This window comes from Bosea sp. ANAM02 (genome assembly GCF_011764485.1).
In the GTDB taxonomy this organism is placed as follows: Bacteria; Pseudomonadota; Alphaproteobacteria; order Rhizobiales; family Beijerinckiaceae; genus Allobosea.
This window is the reverse complement of record NZ_AP022848.1, coordinates 1,089,066-1,105,982: the sequence shown is the minus strand read 5'-3', so window position 1 is coordinate 1,105,982 and position 16,917 is coordinate 1,089,066. Positions and strand designations below refer to the sequence as shown.

17 protein-coding genes are annotated in these 16,917 nt (G+C 66.2%); 8 read left to right on the top strand and 9 right to left on the bottom strand.

Features of this window, described 5'->3' with window-relative positions; genetic code table 11:
- Nucleotides 1-327, top strand: a complete 327-nt coding sequence (locus OCUBac02_RS05335; protein WP_173043972.1) for a hypothetical protein — start codon at nucleotides 1-3, stop codon at nucleotides 325-327.
- A complete protein-coding gene (locus tag OCUBac02_RS05330; RefSeq protein WP_047578752.1) occupies nucleotides 327-734 on the top strand; it encodes an EVE domain-containing protein in 408 nt (135 codons plus the stop codon). The genes OCUBac02_RS05335 and OCUBac02_RS05330 overlap by 1 nt, the downstream gene beginning before the upstream one ends.
- Nucleotides 735-861: 127 nt before the next feature.
- Here OCUBac02_RS05330 and OCUBac02_RS05325 read toward each other — a convergent pair whose 3' ends face one another.
- On the bottom strand, nucleotides 862-1,995 hold the full coding sequence (locus OCUBac02_RS05325; protein WP_173043970.1) for a DUF2235 domain-containing protein: 1,134 nt from the start codon (nucleotides 1,993-1,995) through the stop codon (nucleotides 862-864).
- A 229-nt stretch (nucleotides 1,996-2,224) separates the two neighbouring features.
- Here OCUBac02_RS05325 and acs point away from each other — a divergent pair, with 229 nt between their 5' ends.
- A complete protein-coding gene (acs, locus tag OCUBac02_RS05320) occupies nucleotides 2,225-4,177 on the top strand; it encodes an acetate--CoA ligase (RefSeq protein ID WP_173043968.1) in 1,953 nt (650 codons plus the stop codon).
- Nucleotides 4,178-4,387: 210 nt separating this feature from the next.
- On the top strand, nucleotides 4,388-5,110 hold the full coding sequence (locus tag OCUBac02_RS05315; RefSeq protein WP_465247760.1) for an AprI/Inh family metalloprotease inhibitor: 723 nt from the start codon (nucleotides 4,388-4,390) through the stop codon (nucleotides 5,108-5,110).
- Between the two features lie 264 nt (nucleotides 5,111-5,374).
- Here OCUBac02_RS05315 and OCUBac02_RS05310 read toward each other — a convergent pair whose 3' ends face one another.
- Entirely contained in the window at nucleotides 5,375-5,989 is a 615-nt protein-coding gene (locus OCUBac02_RS05310) for a GNAT family N-acetyltransferase (RefSeq protein ID WP_052232279.1), read from the bottom strand.
- A gap of 333 nt (nucleotides 5,990-6,322) precedes the next feature.
- Here OCUBac02_RS05310 and OCUBac02_RS27460 point away from each other — a divergent pair, with 333 nt between their 5' ends.
- Nucleotides 6,323-6,991, top strand: coding sequence for a cold-shock protein (locus OCUBac02_RS27460; protein ID WP_173043966.1), 669 nt, complete (start codon nucleotides 6,323-6,325; stop codon nucleotides 6,989-6,991).
- Nucleotides 6,992-7,257: 266 nt separating this feature from the next.
- Here OCUBac02_RS27460 and bfr read toward each other — a convergent pair whose 3' ends face one another.
- The 5 genes from bfr to OCUBac02_RS05280 form a co-directional block, all read right to left on the bottom strand.
- Complete coding sequence (gene bfr / locus OCUBac02_RS05300; protein WP_173043964.1) at nucleotides 7,258-7,752, bottom strand: bacterioferritin; 495 nt, start codon at nucleotides 7,750-7,752, stop codon at nucleotides 7,258-7,260.
- Between the two features lie 119 nt (nucleotides 7,753-7,871).
- Nucleotides 7,872-8,159 carry a (2Fe-2S)-binding protein gene (locus tag OCUBac02_RS05295; RefSeq protein ID WP_173043962.1) on the bottom strand — a complete coding sequence of 96 codons (288 nt, stop codon included), beginning with the start codon at nucleotides 8,157-8,159 and terminating at the stop codon, nucleotides 7,872-7,874.
- Nucleotides 8,156-8,689 (bottom strand): iron response transcriptional regulator IrrA, encoded by a 534-nt coding sequence (gene irrA, locus OCUBac02_RS05290; protein ID WP_052232277.1) that lies wholly within the window; start codon nucleotides 8,687-8,689, stop codon nucleotides 8,156-8,158. Before irrA ends, OCUBac02_RS05295 begins: the two co-directional genes overlap by 4 nt.
- A gap of 216 nt (nucleotides 8,690-8,905) precedes the next feature.
- Nucleotides 8,906-10,495, bottom strand: a complete 1,590-nt coding sequence (locus OCUBac02_RS05285) for a DHA2 family efflux MFS transporter permease subunit (RefSeq protein WP_173043960.1) — start codon at nucleotides 10,493-10,495, stop codon at nucleotides 8,906-8,908.
- A 217-nt stretch (nucleotides 10,496-10,712) separates the two neighbouring features.
- On the bottom strand, nucleotides 10,713-11,915 hold the full coding sequence (locus OCUBac02_RS05280) for an HlyD family secretion protein (protein ID WP_173043958.1): 1,203 nt from the start codon (nucleotides 11,913-11,915) through the stop codon (nucleotides 10,713-10,715).
- Nucleotides 11,916-12,058: 143 nt separating this feature from the next.
- Between OCUBac02_RS05280 and OCUBac02_RS05275 the strand changes: the two genes are divergently transcribed.
- Nucleotides 12,059-12,727 carry a TetR/AcrR family transcriptional regulator gene (locus OCUBac02_RS05275; protein WP_244639108.1) on the top strand — a complete coding sequence of 223 codons (669 nt, stop codon included), beginning with the start codon at nucleotides 12,059-12,061 and terminating at the stop codon, nucleotides 12,725-12,727.
- Between the two features lie 12 nt (nucleotides 12,728-12,739).
- On the opposite strand, the gene OCUBac02_RS05270 is transcribed toward OCUBac02_RS05275, so the two are convergent.
- Both OCUBac02_RS05270 and OCUBac02_RS05265 read right to left on the bottom strand, forming a co-directional pair.
- Nucleotides 12,740-13,672 carry a DMT family transporter gene (locus tag OCUBac02_RS05270; protein WP_244639107.1) on the bottom strand — a complete coding sequence of 311 codons (933 nt, stop codon included), beginning with the start codon at nucleotides 13,670-13,672 and terminating at the stop codon, nucleotides 12,740-12,742.
- Between the two features lie 145 nt (nucleotides 13,673-13,817).
- Entirely contained in the window at nucleotides 13,818-14,852 is a 1,035-nt protein-coding gene (locus tag OCUBac02_RS05265; RefSeq protein WP_173043954.1) for an aspartate-semialdehyde dehydrogenase, read from the bottom strand.
- Nucleotides 14,853-15,267: 415 nt separating this feature from the next.
- Here OCUBac02_RS05265 and OCUBac02_RS05260 point away from each other — a divergent pair, with 415 nt between their 5' ends.
- Together OCUBac02_RS05260 and OCUBac02_RS05255 are read left to right on the top strand one after the other, a co-directional pair.
- A complete protein-coding gene (locus OCUBac02_RS05260) occupies nucleotides 15,268-16,413 on the top strand; it encodes a hypothetical protein (RefSeq protein ID WP_173043952.1) in 1,146 nt (381 codons plus the stop codon).
- 89 nt (nucleotides 16,414-16,502) lie between these two features.
- The gene (locus OCUBac02_RS05255; protein ID WP_047582728.1) at nucleotides 16,503-16,808 is read left to right on the top strand and encodes a hypothetical protein; all 306 of its coding nucleotides are present in this window, start codon (nucleotides 16,503-16,505) and stop codon (nucleotides 16,806-16,808) included.
- The last annotated feature ends 109 nt before the right edge of the window (nucleotides 16,809-16,917 follow it).

Genomic DNA, 16,917 nt, shown 5'->3' with positions numbered 1-16,917 from the left:
ATGGCGGGAGACTGGTCCGACCTGACGAAGCGCGTCGCGCGCGGCATCGCCGAGGTCAGGAAGACGACGGGTTCCGAGCTCGTCGCCGAAAGCGGCCCGGTGCCGCTCGCCGGCCGCATCGCGAGCCCTGTGATCCAGCATCGCAAGCGCCGGATCGAGGGCACGCATCGCTTCGTGCTGGTTCTGCCCTTCGGCGAGGGCGAGGTCCGCGTCGAGCTCGACCCCAAGGATTACGCCGCGCTGACCCGCGAGATGGTGCGGTTCTGGAACGAACAGGGCGAGGCGGCCTCGCAGCCGCCGGTGCCGCTCAAGGAGGATGAGGCCTGATGGCTCACTGGCTGATCAAATCCGAACCATCGGTCTGGTCATGGGACGACCAGGTCAAGGCCGGCGCCAAAGGCACGCATTGGGACGGGGTGAAGAACCACACCGCCAAGCTCAACCTGATGGCGATGAAGCAGGGCGACCAGGTCTTCTTCTACCATTCCAACGAGGGGCTCGAGGTCGTCGGCATCGTCGAGGTCATCAAGGAAGCCTACAACTGGATTCCGGGCGAGCCCTGGGTCCTCGTCGACTTCAAGGCGGTGAAGCCCTTGCCGAAGCCGGTCACGCTCGTCGCGGTGAAGGCCGAGCCGAAGCTCGCCAAGATGTCGCTCGTCACCTCCTTCCGCCTCTCGGTCCAGCCCGTGACGGACGAGGAATGGGACATCGTCTGCAAGATGGGCGGGCTCTAGGGCGTTCAGCGCCCTACCACCGCCGTCATGCTCGGGCTTGACCCGAGCGTCTCGGAAACCCGCGCCTCCTTGTCATGAGATTCTCGGGTCAAGCCCGAGAATGACGCCTTGTCCTGGAATGACAGGCTCAGCGGCCATAATATTCCTCAAAGGGCGGATAATCCGCCAGCGCGTGCGGCCGATAGGGCAGCATCTCGTCGAGGATCGGCACGCCGACCGCCTGTAGCCGCGGCTCGACGGCATCAGCCATCCGGGCCGGCTGCGGCTGGAAATCGTGCAGCGCGAAGCCCTCCCGCGTGCCTTCGCTCCAGGGCAGCCAGGAGGTCTTGCGCTCGTCATGCTGGCGGCCGAGCGCGTCGGGTCGGAGTTCAGCGATCAGCCCCGGCTCGACGATGAGCGGATGGGCGATCGCCTGCGCCTCCGCGATCATCCAGCCGAGCGAGAGGTCGGAGAGCCCCATCTTCAAACCATAGCCGCCGCCGATATCGGTGTGGACGCCGGCAAACCAGACCTGTCGGATCTGCCCTGGCGGCGCCTCCCGCTCGTCCCAGAGCTCGGGCGCGAAGACCTGCCGGTTCTCGTCGATCGCCAGCACATGGCGGCCATGGGCGACCTGCCGGTTGAGGATCGCGTCATGGAACTTGTGGCGGCCGGGCAGGCTGCCGATACCCGGCAGGCCGAGCGCCCTGACCGTATCCCAGACGCCGACGAAGAAGGGCGGCGCCGGCTGCGTGCCGTGACGCCGGCGGAATGCCGCCGCGGCCTCGGACCGCGCCGTGGCGTCCTTGATCATGTAGACGTCGTTGACCGCGCTCGCGGCCAGCGCCCTGACCTCTTCCGCCTGGATCGCCTCGCTGAACCCATCCCAGCGCGTCACCTCCGCGAAACCGCCCGGCACGCCGCACAGCGCCAGAACCCCGCCGAGACTGCGCACGGTATAGGCGCCGCGGCTGAACCCGAACAGGAAGACCCGGTCGCCCGGCCTGTAGGCGCAGAGCAGCGCCGCATAGCAGTCGATGATGTTGTCGGTGATGCCGTAGCCGGTCGCCTGGGCGAGCAGGTCCTTGAAGCGCCGGAACGGCCCGCGAATCTCGCCCTCGTCGGGATTGGAGCCGAGGCCGGGATCGTAGAAGCAGACCTGGCCGGCTCCATCAGCCTCTCGCGTCGCCATGAACAGGCGATAGACATTGGTCCAGTTGATCGGGTTGGCGCCGCCGGCCTGTCCCGTCCCGTCCGAGAAGATGCCGATATTGCGCGCCATGACGCCTCCCAAGGCCCTATCCTACCATTGGATGAGGCGAACCGGGGATGTTTTGGCACTGCACCATGCCCGAAACGCCGGCCCCTGCCACGAAAGTGCGATGCACAATGGGTTGCCGCGCCGCGCGCGCATCCTATGATGCGTCGAAATCGAAGAAGCGACGCCCGCCGTGCCTATCCATGAGGCGGGCCAGCGCAACACAGACGGCCCAAGTCTGGGGAGACGCCAAATGTCCGAGACGATCTACGACGTGCCTGCCGGCTGGGCCGACAAGGCCTGGGCGAACGACGCCCGCTATCGGGAGATGTACGCGGCCTCGGTCGCCGATCCCGCGAAGTTCTGGGGCGAGCACGGCAAGCGGATCGACTGGTTCAAGCCCTATACCAAGGTCAAGAATACCAGCTACGAGCCGGGCAAGGTCTCGATCAGATGGTTCGAGGACGGCACCACCAACGTCGCCCATAACTGTGTCGACCGCCACCTCGCCACGCGTGCCGACCAGACCGCGATCATCTGGGAAGGCGACGACCCGTCCGAATCCAGGACGATCACCTATCGCCAGCTCCATGCCGAGGTCTGCAAGTTCGCGAACGTGCTTGAGGCCAACGGCGTCAAGAAGGGCGATCGCGTCACCATCTACCTGCCGATGATCCCCGAGGCGGCCTACGCCATGCTCGCCTGCGCGCGCATCGGCGCCGTCCATTCGGTGGTCTTCGGCGGCTTCTCGCCGGATTCGCTGGCGAGCCGCATCGAGGATTCCGATTCGAAGATCGTGATCACCGCCGATGAGGGCCTGCGTGGTGGCCGCGCCGTCCCCCTCAAGAAGAACGTCGACGCCGCCGACGACAAGGTCAAGGGCGGCATCGGCAAGGTCGTCGTGGTCAAGCGCACCGGCGGCAATGTCTCGATGAAGGACGGCCGCGACGTCTGGTATCACGAGGAGGCCGCCAAGGTTCCCGCCGATTGCCCGGCAGCCGAGATGAATGCGGAAGATCCCCTCTTCCTGCTCTACACCTCGGGCTCGACCGGCAAGCCGAAGGGCGTGCTGCACACCACCGCCGGCTATCTCGTCTATGCCGCGATCACCCACCAGTACGTCTTCGACTATCATGACGGCGACATCTACTGGTGCACGGCCGACGTGGGCTGGGTGACCGGCCACAGCTACATCCTCTACGGCCCGCTCGCGAACGGCGCGACCACGCTGATGTTCGAGGGCATCCCGACCTATCCGTCGATCTCCCGCTTCTGGGAGGTCATCGACAAGCACAAGGTCAACACCTTCTACACCGCGCCGACCGCGATCCGCTCGCTGATGGGCGCCGGCGAGGAGCCGGTGAAGAAGACCAGCCGCGCCTCGCTGCGCCTGCTCGGCTCGGTCGGCGAGCCGATCAATCCGGAAGCCTGGGAGTGGTATCACCGCGTCGTCGGCGATCGCCGTTGCCCGATCGTCGACACCTGGTGGCAGACCGAGACCGGCGGCATCCTGATCACGCCGCTGCCGGGCGCGACGAAGCTCAAGCCCGGCTCGGCGACGCGCCCCTTCTTCGGGGTGAAGCCCGAGATCGTCGATGCCGAGGGCAAGGTTCTGGAAGGCGCCTGCGAGGGCAACCTCGTCATCGCCGATAGCTGGCCGGGCCAGATGCGCACGGTCTATGGCGACCATCAGCGCTTCATGGATACCTATTTCGCCACCTACGCGAACAAGTATTTCACCGGCGACGGCTGCCGGCGCGATGCCGACGGCTATTACTGGATCACCGGCCGCGTCGACGACGTCATCAACGTCTCCGGCCACCGCATGGGCACGGCCGAGGTCGAATCGGCGCTGGTCGCGCATCCATCGGTGTCCGAGGCCGCGGTCGTCGGCTACCCCCACGACATCAAGGGCCAGGGCATCTATGCCTATGTCACGCTGATGGCCGGCGAGGAGCCGAGCGACACGCTGCGCAAGGATCTCGTCGCCTATGTCCGCAAGGAGATCGGCCCGATCGCCTCGCCGGACCTGATCCAGTTCGCGCCCGGCCTGCCCAAGACCCGCTCCGGCAAGATCATGCGCCGCATCCTGCGCAAGATCGCCGAGGACGAGTACGGCGCGCTCGGCGACACCTCGACGCTGGCCGATCCCGCGGTGGTCGACGACCTCGTCGCCAACCGCCAGAACAAGCGCAAGACGGGCTGACAGGCCCATCTCCGCAATGGCGCCGAACATGGCCTGCCCGCATTCGCGCGCAGGCCATTTTCATGCAATAGAGCCTGCCGTCGGGAACCGGAGCCGATATCGAGGGTTCGCAACGCCGCCGGCCTGCGCTAGACCATGCTCATGCCGCGTTCATCGCGTTTCCTGAAAATGACGCAAAGTTCGGCTGACCGAGATCGGAACCCGCGCCTGATGACGACGACGATCAAGACCGCATCGACTGCCGCCCTCGTCCGCGCGGCCGCCGTCCTGCCGCTGCTGGCCCTGACCGCTTGCGCCGGTTCGCAGCGCTTCAGCGGGCCGGTGATGAACCAGCCCTCCTACAGCCAGCCGCTGCCCTCCGCGCCGCCGGTGAGCTCGTCGCCGATCACCTCGGAGCCTTTGCCCCCGCCTGGTGGATATCCGGCTGCCCCCCCGCAAGCCGGCGGCTATCCCGCCGCCAGTGGTCCGCAGGGCAGCGGCGCCCTGCCCCCGCCGCAGGACCCGTTCTTCGATCCCAATGCCGGCGCCGCGCCGCAAGGCCAGGGCCTGCCCCCGACCGGCCAGCCGACTCAGGACCCGGGGCTACGCGGCAGCGGTAACCAGGTCGCGGGCCTCGGCTCGGCCCCGGCGGCGACGCCGCGTCCCACGGCCAGCCGCAACAGCGTCGTCGGCGGCTGGACGGCTCGCGAGGCGACCGGCGGCACCTGCCGGGTGCAATTGTCGAGCACGCCGACGCTCGATCTCTACCGCGCCTCCTCGTCCGGCTGCGCCAACAAGGACCTGCAGAAGATTTCGGCCTGGGATTTCCGCGACGGCGAGGTCTATCTCTACCAGCAGGGCGGCACGGTGGCCGCCCGGCTGCGCAGTTCCGGCGCGGGCGCGCTCGACGGCGCGGTGACCAAGTCCGGCGCCTCTCTGTCGATGAGCCGGTAGACCGCGAAGTTCGGTTCCGCCAGGACCGCGGCGTCGCTTCGGGGGCGAACGCCAGCGGGTCGATAAGCCTCCCGCCGTCATGCTCGAGCTTGACCCGAGCATCTCTTGCCGTTGAAGGGGGCTCCCGCACCTCACTGTCCAGAGATTCTCGGGTCAAGCCCGAGAATGACGCTTTGTCACGGTCGCGGGTTCCGGGCTCAGGCCTTCGGCCTGCCCCGGAAAGGGGGAGTGGGAGATGCGATCTCCGTCGTCCGCGAAAGGTGCTCAGGCCCCGAAGGTCCGGGCCAGCAATGAGCCCGGCCAGAAGCTCCTCTGGATCGACAGCGCCATCGTCGCGAAGCCCCTCGCATTGTCGAGCGCCTCGTCGAGGATCGTGAAGGGCGTCGGCCCGCCGGTCGCGATCACGCCCTCGATATCGGCATAGCCGCCGACGAGATCGGCCTCGAACTTCGCCGCGAGCCGGCGCATCGCCGCGTTTTCCGGCAGGCAGGTCAGATAGAGCGTGCGGATACCGCGATTGCGCGCCGCCGTGATCAGGCGGCCGAACAACTGCGCGCCGACGCCGCGGCGCCGCCAGGGCGTCTCGACGCTGAAGGCCGCCTCGCCGGTCAGCGCGACGATCTCGTCCAGGCCGCGCAATTCGGCTGCGCCGCGCACTACGCCGTCCACGACATAGGCATAGACCAGCCCGCCGACGCCGAAGGTCGTCCTGGCATAGTTCTCCAGGAACGCGTCGTTCACCGCCGCGCCGAAGCGCTGGTGGCGCGTGACGGGATCGAGCCTGAGCAGATGCTCTGTGAAAAGATCGCGCTCCGTCGGCCACAGCCGCCGGATCACGCCATCGCCGGCCTTCCTGCCGGATTGTCGCGAACGGACCAAATTGTCATCTCCTGAACAGCGCGACATGTCGCGCGAAACCGACCAGGAGGCGTTGTCTTCCCTAACTCGCTCATCACATCGTATGACGCCCGCACGATTGCAAGGGCACGACCTGCGGCATTTTCGCCGGACCAGCGATGAAACAGCCAGCAAAACCGGGGACAACATGCGCAGTGCGCATGACAGAAGCATCGGATGACGTTGGGAACGGCAGGGCGAAAAAACCACTATTGCGCCGTAAAATGACGTGCAATAATTTCGCACTGACCCCGATGACGGCGCGCCCGGCATGAGCTAAGTTGCGTGCTCCCGGTCACTCATATTTGAAGCTCCATGTTCGATCGTCGCAAGCCTCCGGCTGCCCAGCCTTTCGTCACCCACGAAAACATCGAAGCCAAGGTCAAGTGGTTCGACCCCGAGAAGGGGTTCGGTTTCGCATCGCCCTCCGATGGTTCGGGCGATGTCTTCCTGCATGTCTCGGCCATCGGCCCGCTGGACCAGCAGGACCTGCTGCCCGGCGCCACGATCGTCGCCGATCTCGGCGAAGGTCGCCGCGGCCTTCAGGTCGTCGCGGTTCATGAGATCGACGCCTCGACGGCGACGCAGACCGCGCCGGCTCCCCGCGCCTTCTCGCCACGTCCTCCGCGCGATGATTTCGGCGGCGGCTATGGCGATCGGGATCGTGGCGGCTTCGGCGGCGGCTACGGCGATCGTGATCGCGGCGGCTTCGGCGGCGGCGATCGCGGCCCGCGCGGCGGCGGTGGCTTCCAGGACCGCAACAGCGGCCCGGTCGAAGGCCCCTATGATGGCGCCGTGAAGTTCTTCAACTCGGATCGCGGCTTCGGCTTCATCGCCCCCGACAAGGGCGGCCCGGACGTGTTCCTGCACGTCTCGTCGCTCGGCCGCAGCGGCCTGCAGCCGCCGATGGACGGGCAGCGCGTGCGCTTCTCGATCCGCACCGGCCGCAAGGGCCCGGAAGCCGCGGACGTCAGCTTCATCTGAAGCGAACAGCTTCGCTGGAAACAACAAAGGCCCGCCAGATGGCGGGCCTTTTCTTTTTCGGAACGCACTGAGTTTTCTCGGAACCACGGCGTCATCCCGGACAAGCTGCGCAGCAGCGCCGATCCGGGATCCATCGTAGAGTTCGGGAGCCCTTCGATGGATCCCGGGGCAGGCCCGGGATGACGCTGAGGCGTCGTCGCAGAGACAACCCGACTTGGCAGCTCCTTGGGGAAGTGCCCGCCAAGTCAGAGCACGTCCAACCCTAGTCAATGGTCGTGATCGTCGCCTTCAAGGCCGCCGATATGCTTCTGAGTGTAGAGCTCGATGCCGACGCGCCCGATCAGATCGAGCTGCGTTTCGAGGAAGTCGATATGACCTTCCTCGTCCTTCATCAGGGCCTTGAACAGGTCTTCGGACGGGTAGTCGCCGACCTCGCGGCAATACTTCGCCGCCTCCTGATAGAGCGAACGGGCCTCGATCTCGGCCTTGAGATCGCACTCGATCACTTCCTTAACCGTCTCGCCGATGCGGAGTTGGTCGAGCGTCTGCAGATTCGGGAAGCCTTCGAGGAAAAGGATGCGGTCGACGAAACGGTCGGCATGGACCATCTCCTCGATCGATTCCTTTTTCCAGGTCTTGGCCATCTCCTTCAGGCCCCAGTTGTCCAGCATGCGGTAATGCAGCCAGTACTGGTTGATGGCGGTGAGCTCGGAGCGCAGCCCCTTGTTGAGATATTCGATGACCTTCTTGTCGCCCTTCATGGCGTGCCCTCCGCAATCCACATTAGAATGATCCTAATGTAGACACGCACCTTTCTGAAGTGAAGAGGTAAAAAAGCGGCCCTGGCACTTTTGATCGAAGCGCAAACGAAGCATCGGCTTCAGGCCGCGACGCTCTCGTCGTTCAGCGCGATCCCGTCGAGCATGATGCTGACCGAAACATGCACCGCGCACTCGACCTCGCGGCTGGCGCAGCTACCGCATTGCGTCGCGCAGACCGCGCGGGCCTCCGCCAGAAGCGCCCTGACCTCACGCGCACAACGTCCACAATCCGGGCTGCAGCCCAGGCAGTCATAAACCTCACCGGCCGTCCGGGGGCCGCTGCCATCGGCAGCGATGGTGCCCTTGATCTGGCCGCAGGACAGAACGTTGCAGGAGCAGACGATCACGCGTGGTGGCCCACCACCCGCGTGGTCTCGATCTCCTCGCCATCGGCGCTGCGCAGGCGGACGATGACCTCGACCGACGAGATCACCATGCCTTCCGGCGCATCCGGCAGACCGGCGACCTGGATCATCGAGCCCGGAATGTCGGTGACGGTCTCGTCGTCCTCATTATAGAAATGATGGTGCTCCGAGACGTTGGTGTCGAAGAAAGTCTTCGGACCAGAGACCGAGACCTGGCGCAGCAGGCCGGCTTCCGAGAACTGACGCAGGGTGTTGTAGACGGTCGCCAGCGAGAGCGGCTCGCGCGCCCGCAGCGCTTCCTCATAGAGCATCTCGGCGCTGACATGCCGGTCGCCCTTGGCGAAGAGCAGCCAGCCCAGAGCCATGCGTTGACGCGTGGGCCTGAGGCCCGCCGTCCGCAATCGCGCCTTCACGGCATTGATCGGGCAGCTCGTCGGGTTTTTCTGCGGCCACGGGATATGATCGCCCGCCACGGGCTTGTGATCGTGATCCTTGCTCGCCAGAACGCTCATTGTAACGCCTTCCACACGCCGAACCTCGGCAGCGTAGTTTAGAAATCCTCTAAACTACTGATATTATTGCCATTTTTGGCAAACCCCCACGCAGATGTCAATCTTCGCGGCTGCGGCATCGGGTAGCGTCCACAGCACGACCGCGTGAGCATGGCGCCGGTATTGCGCTCCAGTCGCATGGCACCGGCTCCACCGGATGCCGAGGGTGGAGGCGCCCTAGTGACCACCACCGCCCGCGCCTGCGACCGGTTTCGGCGGCTTGCGCAGGAACAGAGACAGCACGACCAGGCTTCCGAAGATCACGGTCAGGCCGAGGAAGACATCGCCGAAGGCCATCACCAGCGCCTGCTTGTGGACGCGCTGGTTGATGAGGGCGAGCGCCATCGTCTGCGCCGCATCGCCATGGTCGATGAAGCGTTGTGCCGTGTTGGCGAGCGCCTCTTCCGCCACTTGCCGCCCGGCGACGACCATTTCGTGCAACCGGGTGATGTGCAGGTCGGTGCGGGTGTTCAGCAGCGTGTTGATGATCGCGAGCCCGACCGCGCCGCCGAGATTGCGCGTGAGATTATAAAGGCCCGACGCATTCTTGAGCTGCTGCGGCGGCAGCGAGCCCAGCGCGACATTGTTGATCGGCACCATGCACAGCATCAGCGAGCAGCCGCGCAGGATCTGCGGAACCATCAGCTCGTAGAAATCCCAGTCCGACGTGATGAAGGAGGCCCACCAGGTGCCAACCGCGAAGCCGCCGAAGCCGATCATCATCATCACGCGCGGATCGAGCTTGGCCGAGAGCCGCCCCGCAATCGGCGCTGTGAAGAACATGCACAGGCCGGTCACGAACATCGTCTCGCCGATCATCAGCGCGTCATAGCCGCGGATGCGCCCGAGATAGACCGGATAGAGATAGGTCAGCCCGTAGAGGCCTATGCCCATGGTGAAGGAGAACAGCGAGCCGAAGGCGAAGTTGCGGTTCCTGAAGGCATAGAGATCGACCAGCGGATCGTCCCGCGTCAGCGCCCGCCAGAAGAACAGCACCGCGCCGACGATCATCACGACCGAGAAGAACACGATCTCGTGGCTCTGGAACCAGTCGAGCCGCGTCCCCTCCTCCAGCACGTATTCGAGGCTGCCGAGGAAGGCCGCCATGGCGCCGAGCCCCAGCCAGTCGAAGCGCTTGATCAGGCTGTGATCGGGCTTGTCGAAATCGATCAGCGTCCAGGCCGCGATGGTGACCCCGATGCCGGGCACGACATTGACGAGGAAAAGCCAGTGCCAGGAGAAGGCATGGCTGAGATAGCCGCCGACGGTCGGGCCGATGGTCGGCGCCAGCGTCGCGACGAGCCCGATCAGCGGCGAGATCACCGGCCGCTTCGAGGGCGGGAAGATGGTGAAGGCGGCCGCGAAGACGCCGGGAATCATGCCGCCGCCGATGAAGCCCTGCACCGCCCGCCACAGGATCATCTCGTTGATCGAGGTCGCCTGGGCGCAGAGCACGCTCGAGACGGTGAAGCCCGCCGCTGCGATCGAGAAGAACACGCGCGTCGACAACGCCCGGCTGAGATAGCCGGAGAGCGGGATCATGATGACTTCGGCGATCAGATAGGCGGTCTGAACCCAGGCCACCTCGTCGGACGAGGCCGACAGGCCGGCCTGGATCTCCGCCAGCGAGGCCGAGACGATCTGGATGTCGAGGATCGCCATGAACATGCCGAAGACCATCGCCATGAAGGCGAGGATGCGGCGAAGCGGGATGGCGTCCGATGCCAGCGGCGCTCCCGCCGGCGCATTCAGGGTCGCGGTGGCCATGGCGGCCTACCTTTCCTCGGGGCTGTCTTCCCGTGCGCGCTGCGGCACGAAGTGCTGCTGCGCAGACACGGGACCGTCATCAGAAAAAGGCGCCCTCACAACGGCGGGAGCCGGCAATAACGCGTCCTGCGGTCCCGCATTTGCGCAGCAGCACTTCGTGCCGCAGCGCGTGCGGGATGACCCGCTTCATCGATGGCACTTCACTAATTCCGCTTCATCAGCGCTCGCCGGCCGGCCGCGGGTCGATCGAGACCACGACCGACATGCCCGGCCGCAGCACATGCTTCGCCGTCGCATCCTTGTCGAGCATGATCCGCACAGGCACGCGCTGCACGATCTTGGTGAAGTTGCCGGTCGCGTTGTCGGGCGGCAGCAGCGTGAAGACCGAACCCGTGCCGCCGGCAATGCCGCTGACCGTGCCGTGGAAGACCTGCCCCGGCAGCGCATCGACGGTGATGCTCGCCTTGTCGCCGGTCTTCAGCGGCCCGACCTGCGTCTCCTTGAAATTGGCGTCGACATAGACCTGGTCGAGCGGAACGATCGACATCAGGCGCTTGCCCGCACCGACGAGATCGCCGATCTGGACATTGGTATTGGCGACGACGCCGTCGATCGGCGCCGCGATCTTCATGAAGGAGAGATCGCGCTCGGCTTTTTTCTCGGCGACCTTGAGCTCGTCGATCTGGCGGGCGGCCTCGATGCGCTGGGCCTCCAGCACCTTGATATTGGCCTGCGCCTGCACGACGCCCGCCTTGGCGCTCGCAAGCGACGCGATCGCCTGGTCGCGCGCCGCGGTCGCGGCATCGAGCGTCGCCTGCGAGCCATAGGATTTGGCGGCGAGACTGCTGGCGCGGTCGAAATCGGCGGCCGTGCGCGTCACCGCGGCTTCCGCCGAATTCTGCTGCGCCTGGGCCTGGGCTTGCGCGGCACGCGCCGCCTCGACCTGGCTGTCGATGCGCGCCAGCGTCGCCTGCGCCGTCGCGGTCTTGGCGCGGGCGCTGTCGAGCGCGATCCGCCAGTCGCCGTCGTCGAGCGTGACGAGCGGCTGCCCGGCCTTGACCTCGTGGTTCTGGCGCACCGAGACGGAGGCGACATTGGCGGAGAGCTTGGCCGAAACGGTCGCCATCTCGGCGCCGACATAGGCATCGTCGGTCGAGACGATGAAGCGGCCATTGCGCCACCAGTCGACGCCGTACCAGAGCCCGGCGCCGACGACGGCCGCGCCCACGACGAGCAGCGCACCGCGCTTCAGCGGGCTCTTTCCGGATCTGGCCTTGGCCTCGGCGGCTTCGGGCGGTGCATTCTTCGCCTGCGCATCGCGGGCGGTGGCGGGCTCGGCCGCGGGTTGGGCGGTTTCGGCCCTGGCATCGACCAGCTTCAGCCGGTCGCGACGATGTTCGATGGCGGTGTCAGCAGACATTTGAGCGTCCTGCATATCAATTCGAACCAACCGGTTCGATTGCGCTTGAAATAGCGCGAGGCTTGATGCATATCAAGTCAAATCGAACCGATTGGTTCGATTCTTTTTGCAGCATGCGCGGAGCAGGCCTCCGCCAGGGAATGATGACCAAAGCCACTGAAGCCATCGTCAAGAGCGGCGCGCGCAATCACCGTATTGCCGGAACCGATCCCGACAAGCGGCGGCAGATTCTCGACGGGGCGCATCAGGTCTTCACCGCGCGCGGCTTCGATGCCGCCAGCATGAGCGACATCGCCGCCGCCGCGAATGTCTCGAAGAGCACGCTCTATGTCTATTTCGAGGACAAGGAACATCTCTTCGTCGCCCTGATCGAGCGCGAGCGCGAGGCGCAGAAGCGGGGCGCCTTCGAGGCGCTCAACGAGGATTCCGACCCGGTCCGCGCGCTCGGCAATTTCGGCCAATGCCTAGCGCGCATGATCAATGCCGAGTTCGCCGTCAGCGCCCATCGCATCGTCATCGGCGTCGCCGAGCGGATGCCGGATCTCGGCCGCGGCTTCTACGAGAACGGGCCGATGCAGGGCTCCCGGCTGATCGCGGCCTATCTCGACCGCATGGTGGCCGAAGGCAAGCTCGCGATCGGGGACACCGAACTGGCCGCCGTCCAGTTCATCGATCTCTGCCAGTCGACGCTGACGCGACCGCGCCTGTTCAACGCCGTCCGCACACCCCCGAGCGAGGACGAGATCCGCCGCGTCGTCAGCGAGGCCATTGCGATGTTCATGGCGCGCTACGGCGTGAAGTCAACCGCCTGACGCGGGCTCCCGTCAGCCAGCGACCTGCCTGGCGCGGATGCGCTCGCGATGGGCGGTATAGAGGCCAGAGGCCGCGATGATCGCCGCGCCGACATAGGTCCAGACATCCGGGATCGCCGCGAAGACAAGATAGCCGAAGATCGAGGACCAGAGGAGTTGCGAATAGGCGAAGGGCGCCAGCAGCGAGGCATCCGCATAGCGGAACGCCTGGATCAGGAAGATATGCCCGATCGTCGAGATGCCGCCGATGAAGAGGCCGATCAGGATCGCCTTGAGATCGAGCGCCTGCCAACTGAACGGCACGGCCAGCGACAGCAGGATGAAGCCGATCGTGGCGGAATAGGCCAGCGTCACCACCGGAATCTCGGTGCGGCTCATCATCCGGGTGACGATCAGCGAGAACGCCCAGAAGAACGACGAGCCGAGAACGAAGAACGACGCGCCGTGAAAGCCCTCGCCGCCCGGGCGCACCACGACCAGCACGCCGATCAGCCCGACGGTGGTGGCGAGCCAGCGCCGCCAGCCGACGATCTCGCCGAGGATGGGAATCGAAAGCGCCGTCACGAAGAGCGGCGAGACGAAGGAGGTCGCGGTCGCATCCGCCATCGGCAGGTCGTGCAGCCCGGCCACGAACAGGATCGAGGAGACGGTCACGCCCAGGGCCCGCAGCACCTGCAGGCCGGGCCGGCGCGTGCTCATCCTGCGGAAACCGCCGGTCAAGCTGATGGTGACGAGCATGATCGCGGCGAAAGTGCCGTAGCGCATCCAGGTGATCTGGAGCGCCGGCAAGGTCGTCGCGAGATATTTGGAGGCGATGTCGCCGCTGCACATGAAGATCGACGAGAGCAGCAGCAGCGCGATGCCGCGCGCGGAATTGTCGATGCGCAGCGTCCTGCCGTCCTGCGGAGGAACGACCGGTGGTTCGGGAAGGGGGGCGTGGGGCAAGGACTTGGTTCGCGCGCGGGGACTGCTCAAGCCTTAGCCTGTTTGCCCGGCATAGCCACACGCAAAGACGGTCGCCCGCCCATGCGCGTGGGCGTTGCCGGCGGCCCTGCCCGGCTTTCGGACAGGGCTGGGAGCGCAGTCTGCTTCAGGCGGCCTGCTTGCGCGGCTGGATCAGCTTGCGGTTGACCAGGACCTCGGCGATCTGCACCGCGTTCAGCGCCGCGCCCTTGCGCAGGTTGTCCGAGACGCACCAGAAGGCGAGGCCGTTCTCGACGGTCGCATCCTCGCGGATGCGCGAGATATAGGTCGCGTCCTCGCCGGCCGCCTCGTGCGGGGTGATGTAGCCGCCGGGCTCGTGCTTGTCGATCACGAGGATGCCCGGAGCGGTGCGCAGCACCTCGCGCGCCTCGTCGGCGGTGATCGGCTTCTCGCACTCGATGTTCACGCTCTCGGAATGGCCGATGAAGACCGGCACGCGCACGCAGGTCGCGGTCAGCTTGATCTTCTTGTCGAGGATCTTCTTGGTCTCGACCACCATCTTCCACTCTTCCTTGGTAAAGCCGTCCTCCATGAAGACGTCGATATGCGGGATGAGGTTGAAGGAAATGCGCTTCGGGAACTTCTTGGTGGTGACCTCGCCGGCCGAGAACACGGCGCGGGTCTGGTTGAACAATTCGTCCATCCCTTCCTTGCCGGCGCCGGAAACCGACTGATAGGTCGAGACGACGACGCGCTTGATGCCGAACTTGTCGTGCAGTGGCTTCAGCGCCACGACGAGCTGCGCGGTCGAGCAGTTCGGGTTGGCGATGATGTTCATCTTGGTGAAGCCGGCAGCGGCGGCGGCGTTCACCTCGGGCACGATCAGCGGCACGTCGGGATGCATGCGGAAGGCCGAGGAATTGTCGATGACGACGCAGCCCTGCGCGCCGATCTTCGGCGACCAGGCCTTCGAGACATCGCCGCCCGCCGACATCAGGCAGATATCGGTATCGGAGAAATCGTAATGCTCCAGAGCCTTGCACTTCAGCGTCTTGTCGCCGAAGGAGACCTCGGTGCCGACAGAACGGGAAGAGGCAAGCGCCACGACCTCGCCGACGGGGAAGGCACGCTCGGCGAGAATGTCCAGCATCTCGCGGCCTACATTGCCGGTTGCTCCGACGACTGCGACCTTGAAGCTCATGATGTGATCCTTTGCGGATAAGGCGGTTCGGGTCTCCCTTTGGGGCCGCCCCGCACCGGTTTCGGGCGGGTTCGGCGATCTCTCCCCGCCGGGGGGAGATGGACCCGGAACCGAGGCGAAGCGTCAGCGCGACAGGCCGGTTTTCCCGGTCGTCGTTTTGGTCGTGAGTTTCGTCGTCGTCGGACGGACAGTCACAGAGCCAATCCCGAAGGGCTGAAAACTTCGCAAGGCGGCGCAACCTTGCACCACGCCCTGTCAGAACACCGGGAACGACGAAAAGTCAATCTCCTCCTCATAGCCACGGCCTCGGCCACCCATTAACCGTGATCGTTGACCTCCTGTTCACGCTTCCGGTCGATCGGCCGGCGCCGGTAACCCGGCGGCGACTCTCCGCGTCCAGCCTGCCCGCCTGACGATGGGTGGCGCGGCAGGCCTTGCGCCGCGCGGGAGTGACGGGTTGCGTGTGCGTTCCGATGAAATGATCGAGCGGTTGCGGCCGCTGCTGTTACAGTTGCGGCCTTGGCTGGCCCGCGCCGGCGCGCTGTGCCGCAGCGCATGGTCACGACTGGCCACCATCGATCTCGTCCCTCTCCTCATCACAGGCGCCGACCGCATCGAAGGCGCTTTCCGATCTGCCTGCCGTCTGGGTCGTCGCCTCATGCCGCGCGGCAATCTGGGTCTGCCCGGTGCCTTGGCCTGGCGCATCGCGGCCGCGCTCGGCGGCATCAGCCTGACGGCCGCGCTCGTCACGGCACTGTCCGGAAACGGCGAAGGCAGGCCCCGGCTCGCCAGTATCGCGTCCCCCGTAGCGGCAGCCACGACCCGGACCGACGCCCCCGGCCGCAAACCGCTTCTCGCGGCAACCGAAGCGGACTGGGTCGCGATCACCCGCCCGATCGCGATCTTCAATCTGGAGGCTCCAGAACTCGGCCGCGACGCTCCCGCGATCGAAGCCCGCCGCAGCCGGGACGGCAGCCAGCGCGAGGACCTGTTGAGCTTCGGCGCCTTCGCCGGCTCCGCCCCCCATCTCTCCCTGCGCCTGCGGACGGGCGACGGCCTCGCCGCCGGCTCCAGCTCCTTCACCGTCGCGCTGGTCCATGTGGCGGCGCTTCGCAGCCTCGCCGTCGAGCGCGGCAGCATGCCGGCCATGATCGAAACCCGTTTCGGCCCGCTCGAGACCGCCGACATTGTCCTCGGCGACGGCAGCGAAAGCCGCGCCTGCCTCGCCTTCCGCACGGTCGGCGCCGACGCGCCCTTCGCGATGAGCGGCTGGTGGTGCGCCGGCGCCAGACCCAGCGACCGCAGGCAACTGACCTGCCTGATCGACCGGCTCGACCTCGCCAATGCCGGGGCCGAACCCGCGTTGCGCGCCGCCTTCGCCCGCAGCGAGCTGCGGCGCCAGCCGGGCTGCGCCACGCCGCGCCTCGCGGCAACCGGCCGCAAGGTCTCCTGGCTCGACGCGGACGGCACCGTGCCGGCCCTGCGCATGAAAACCGCGACCGGTGAGCCGATGCCCGAGCCGCGACCGCGCCGCATGAGAAAGCCGCGTCGCGAGCGCTAACAAAGTTGTTAACGACGCGGTGCTAGTCTTTGCGCCGGTTTTGGGATGCTTACATCGAGTGGATCGGTCCACTCCCGGAGATTGCCGTCATGATGTCGTTCAAGCGCATTGCCGCCATCCTCGCCGTCGCTGCGACGGCCTCGACCGTCATGGCGAGCATCGCCGAGGCGCAGAATCGCCGCGGTCCCCTGCGCGTCACCGTCCAGAAACGCAGCTACCTCGACGCCGGCAACGTCGTGCCTGTCGGCTCGATGAACCGCTATGCCAGCCAGCACATGTCGGCCTCGCCGGTCTATGTGAACACCGGCGATCTCTACGGCGAAGGCACCCTGCCCGGCCGTATCGGCGCGGGCGCGAACCCGTTCGCGAACACCTTCGCGACGCCGCGCTTCTGAGCGGCGCTTTTCTGAAGCGCTCCTGTCATCCCGTGCGCGCTGCAGCCTGAAACGCTGCTGCGCAGACACGGGACCGTCTCCCGGAAAAGGCGCCTTCTCGTCGCGCGGT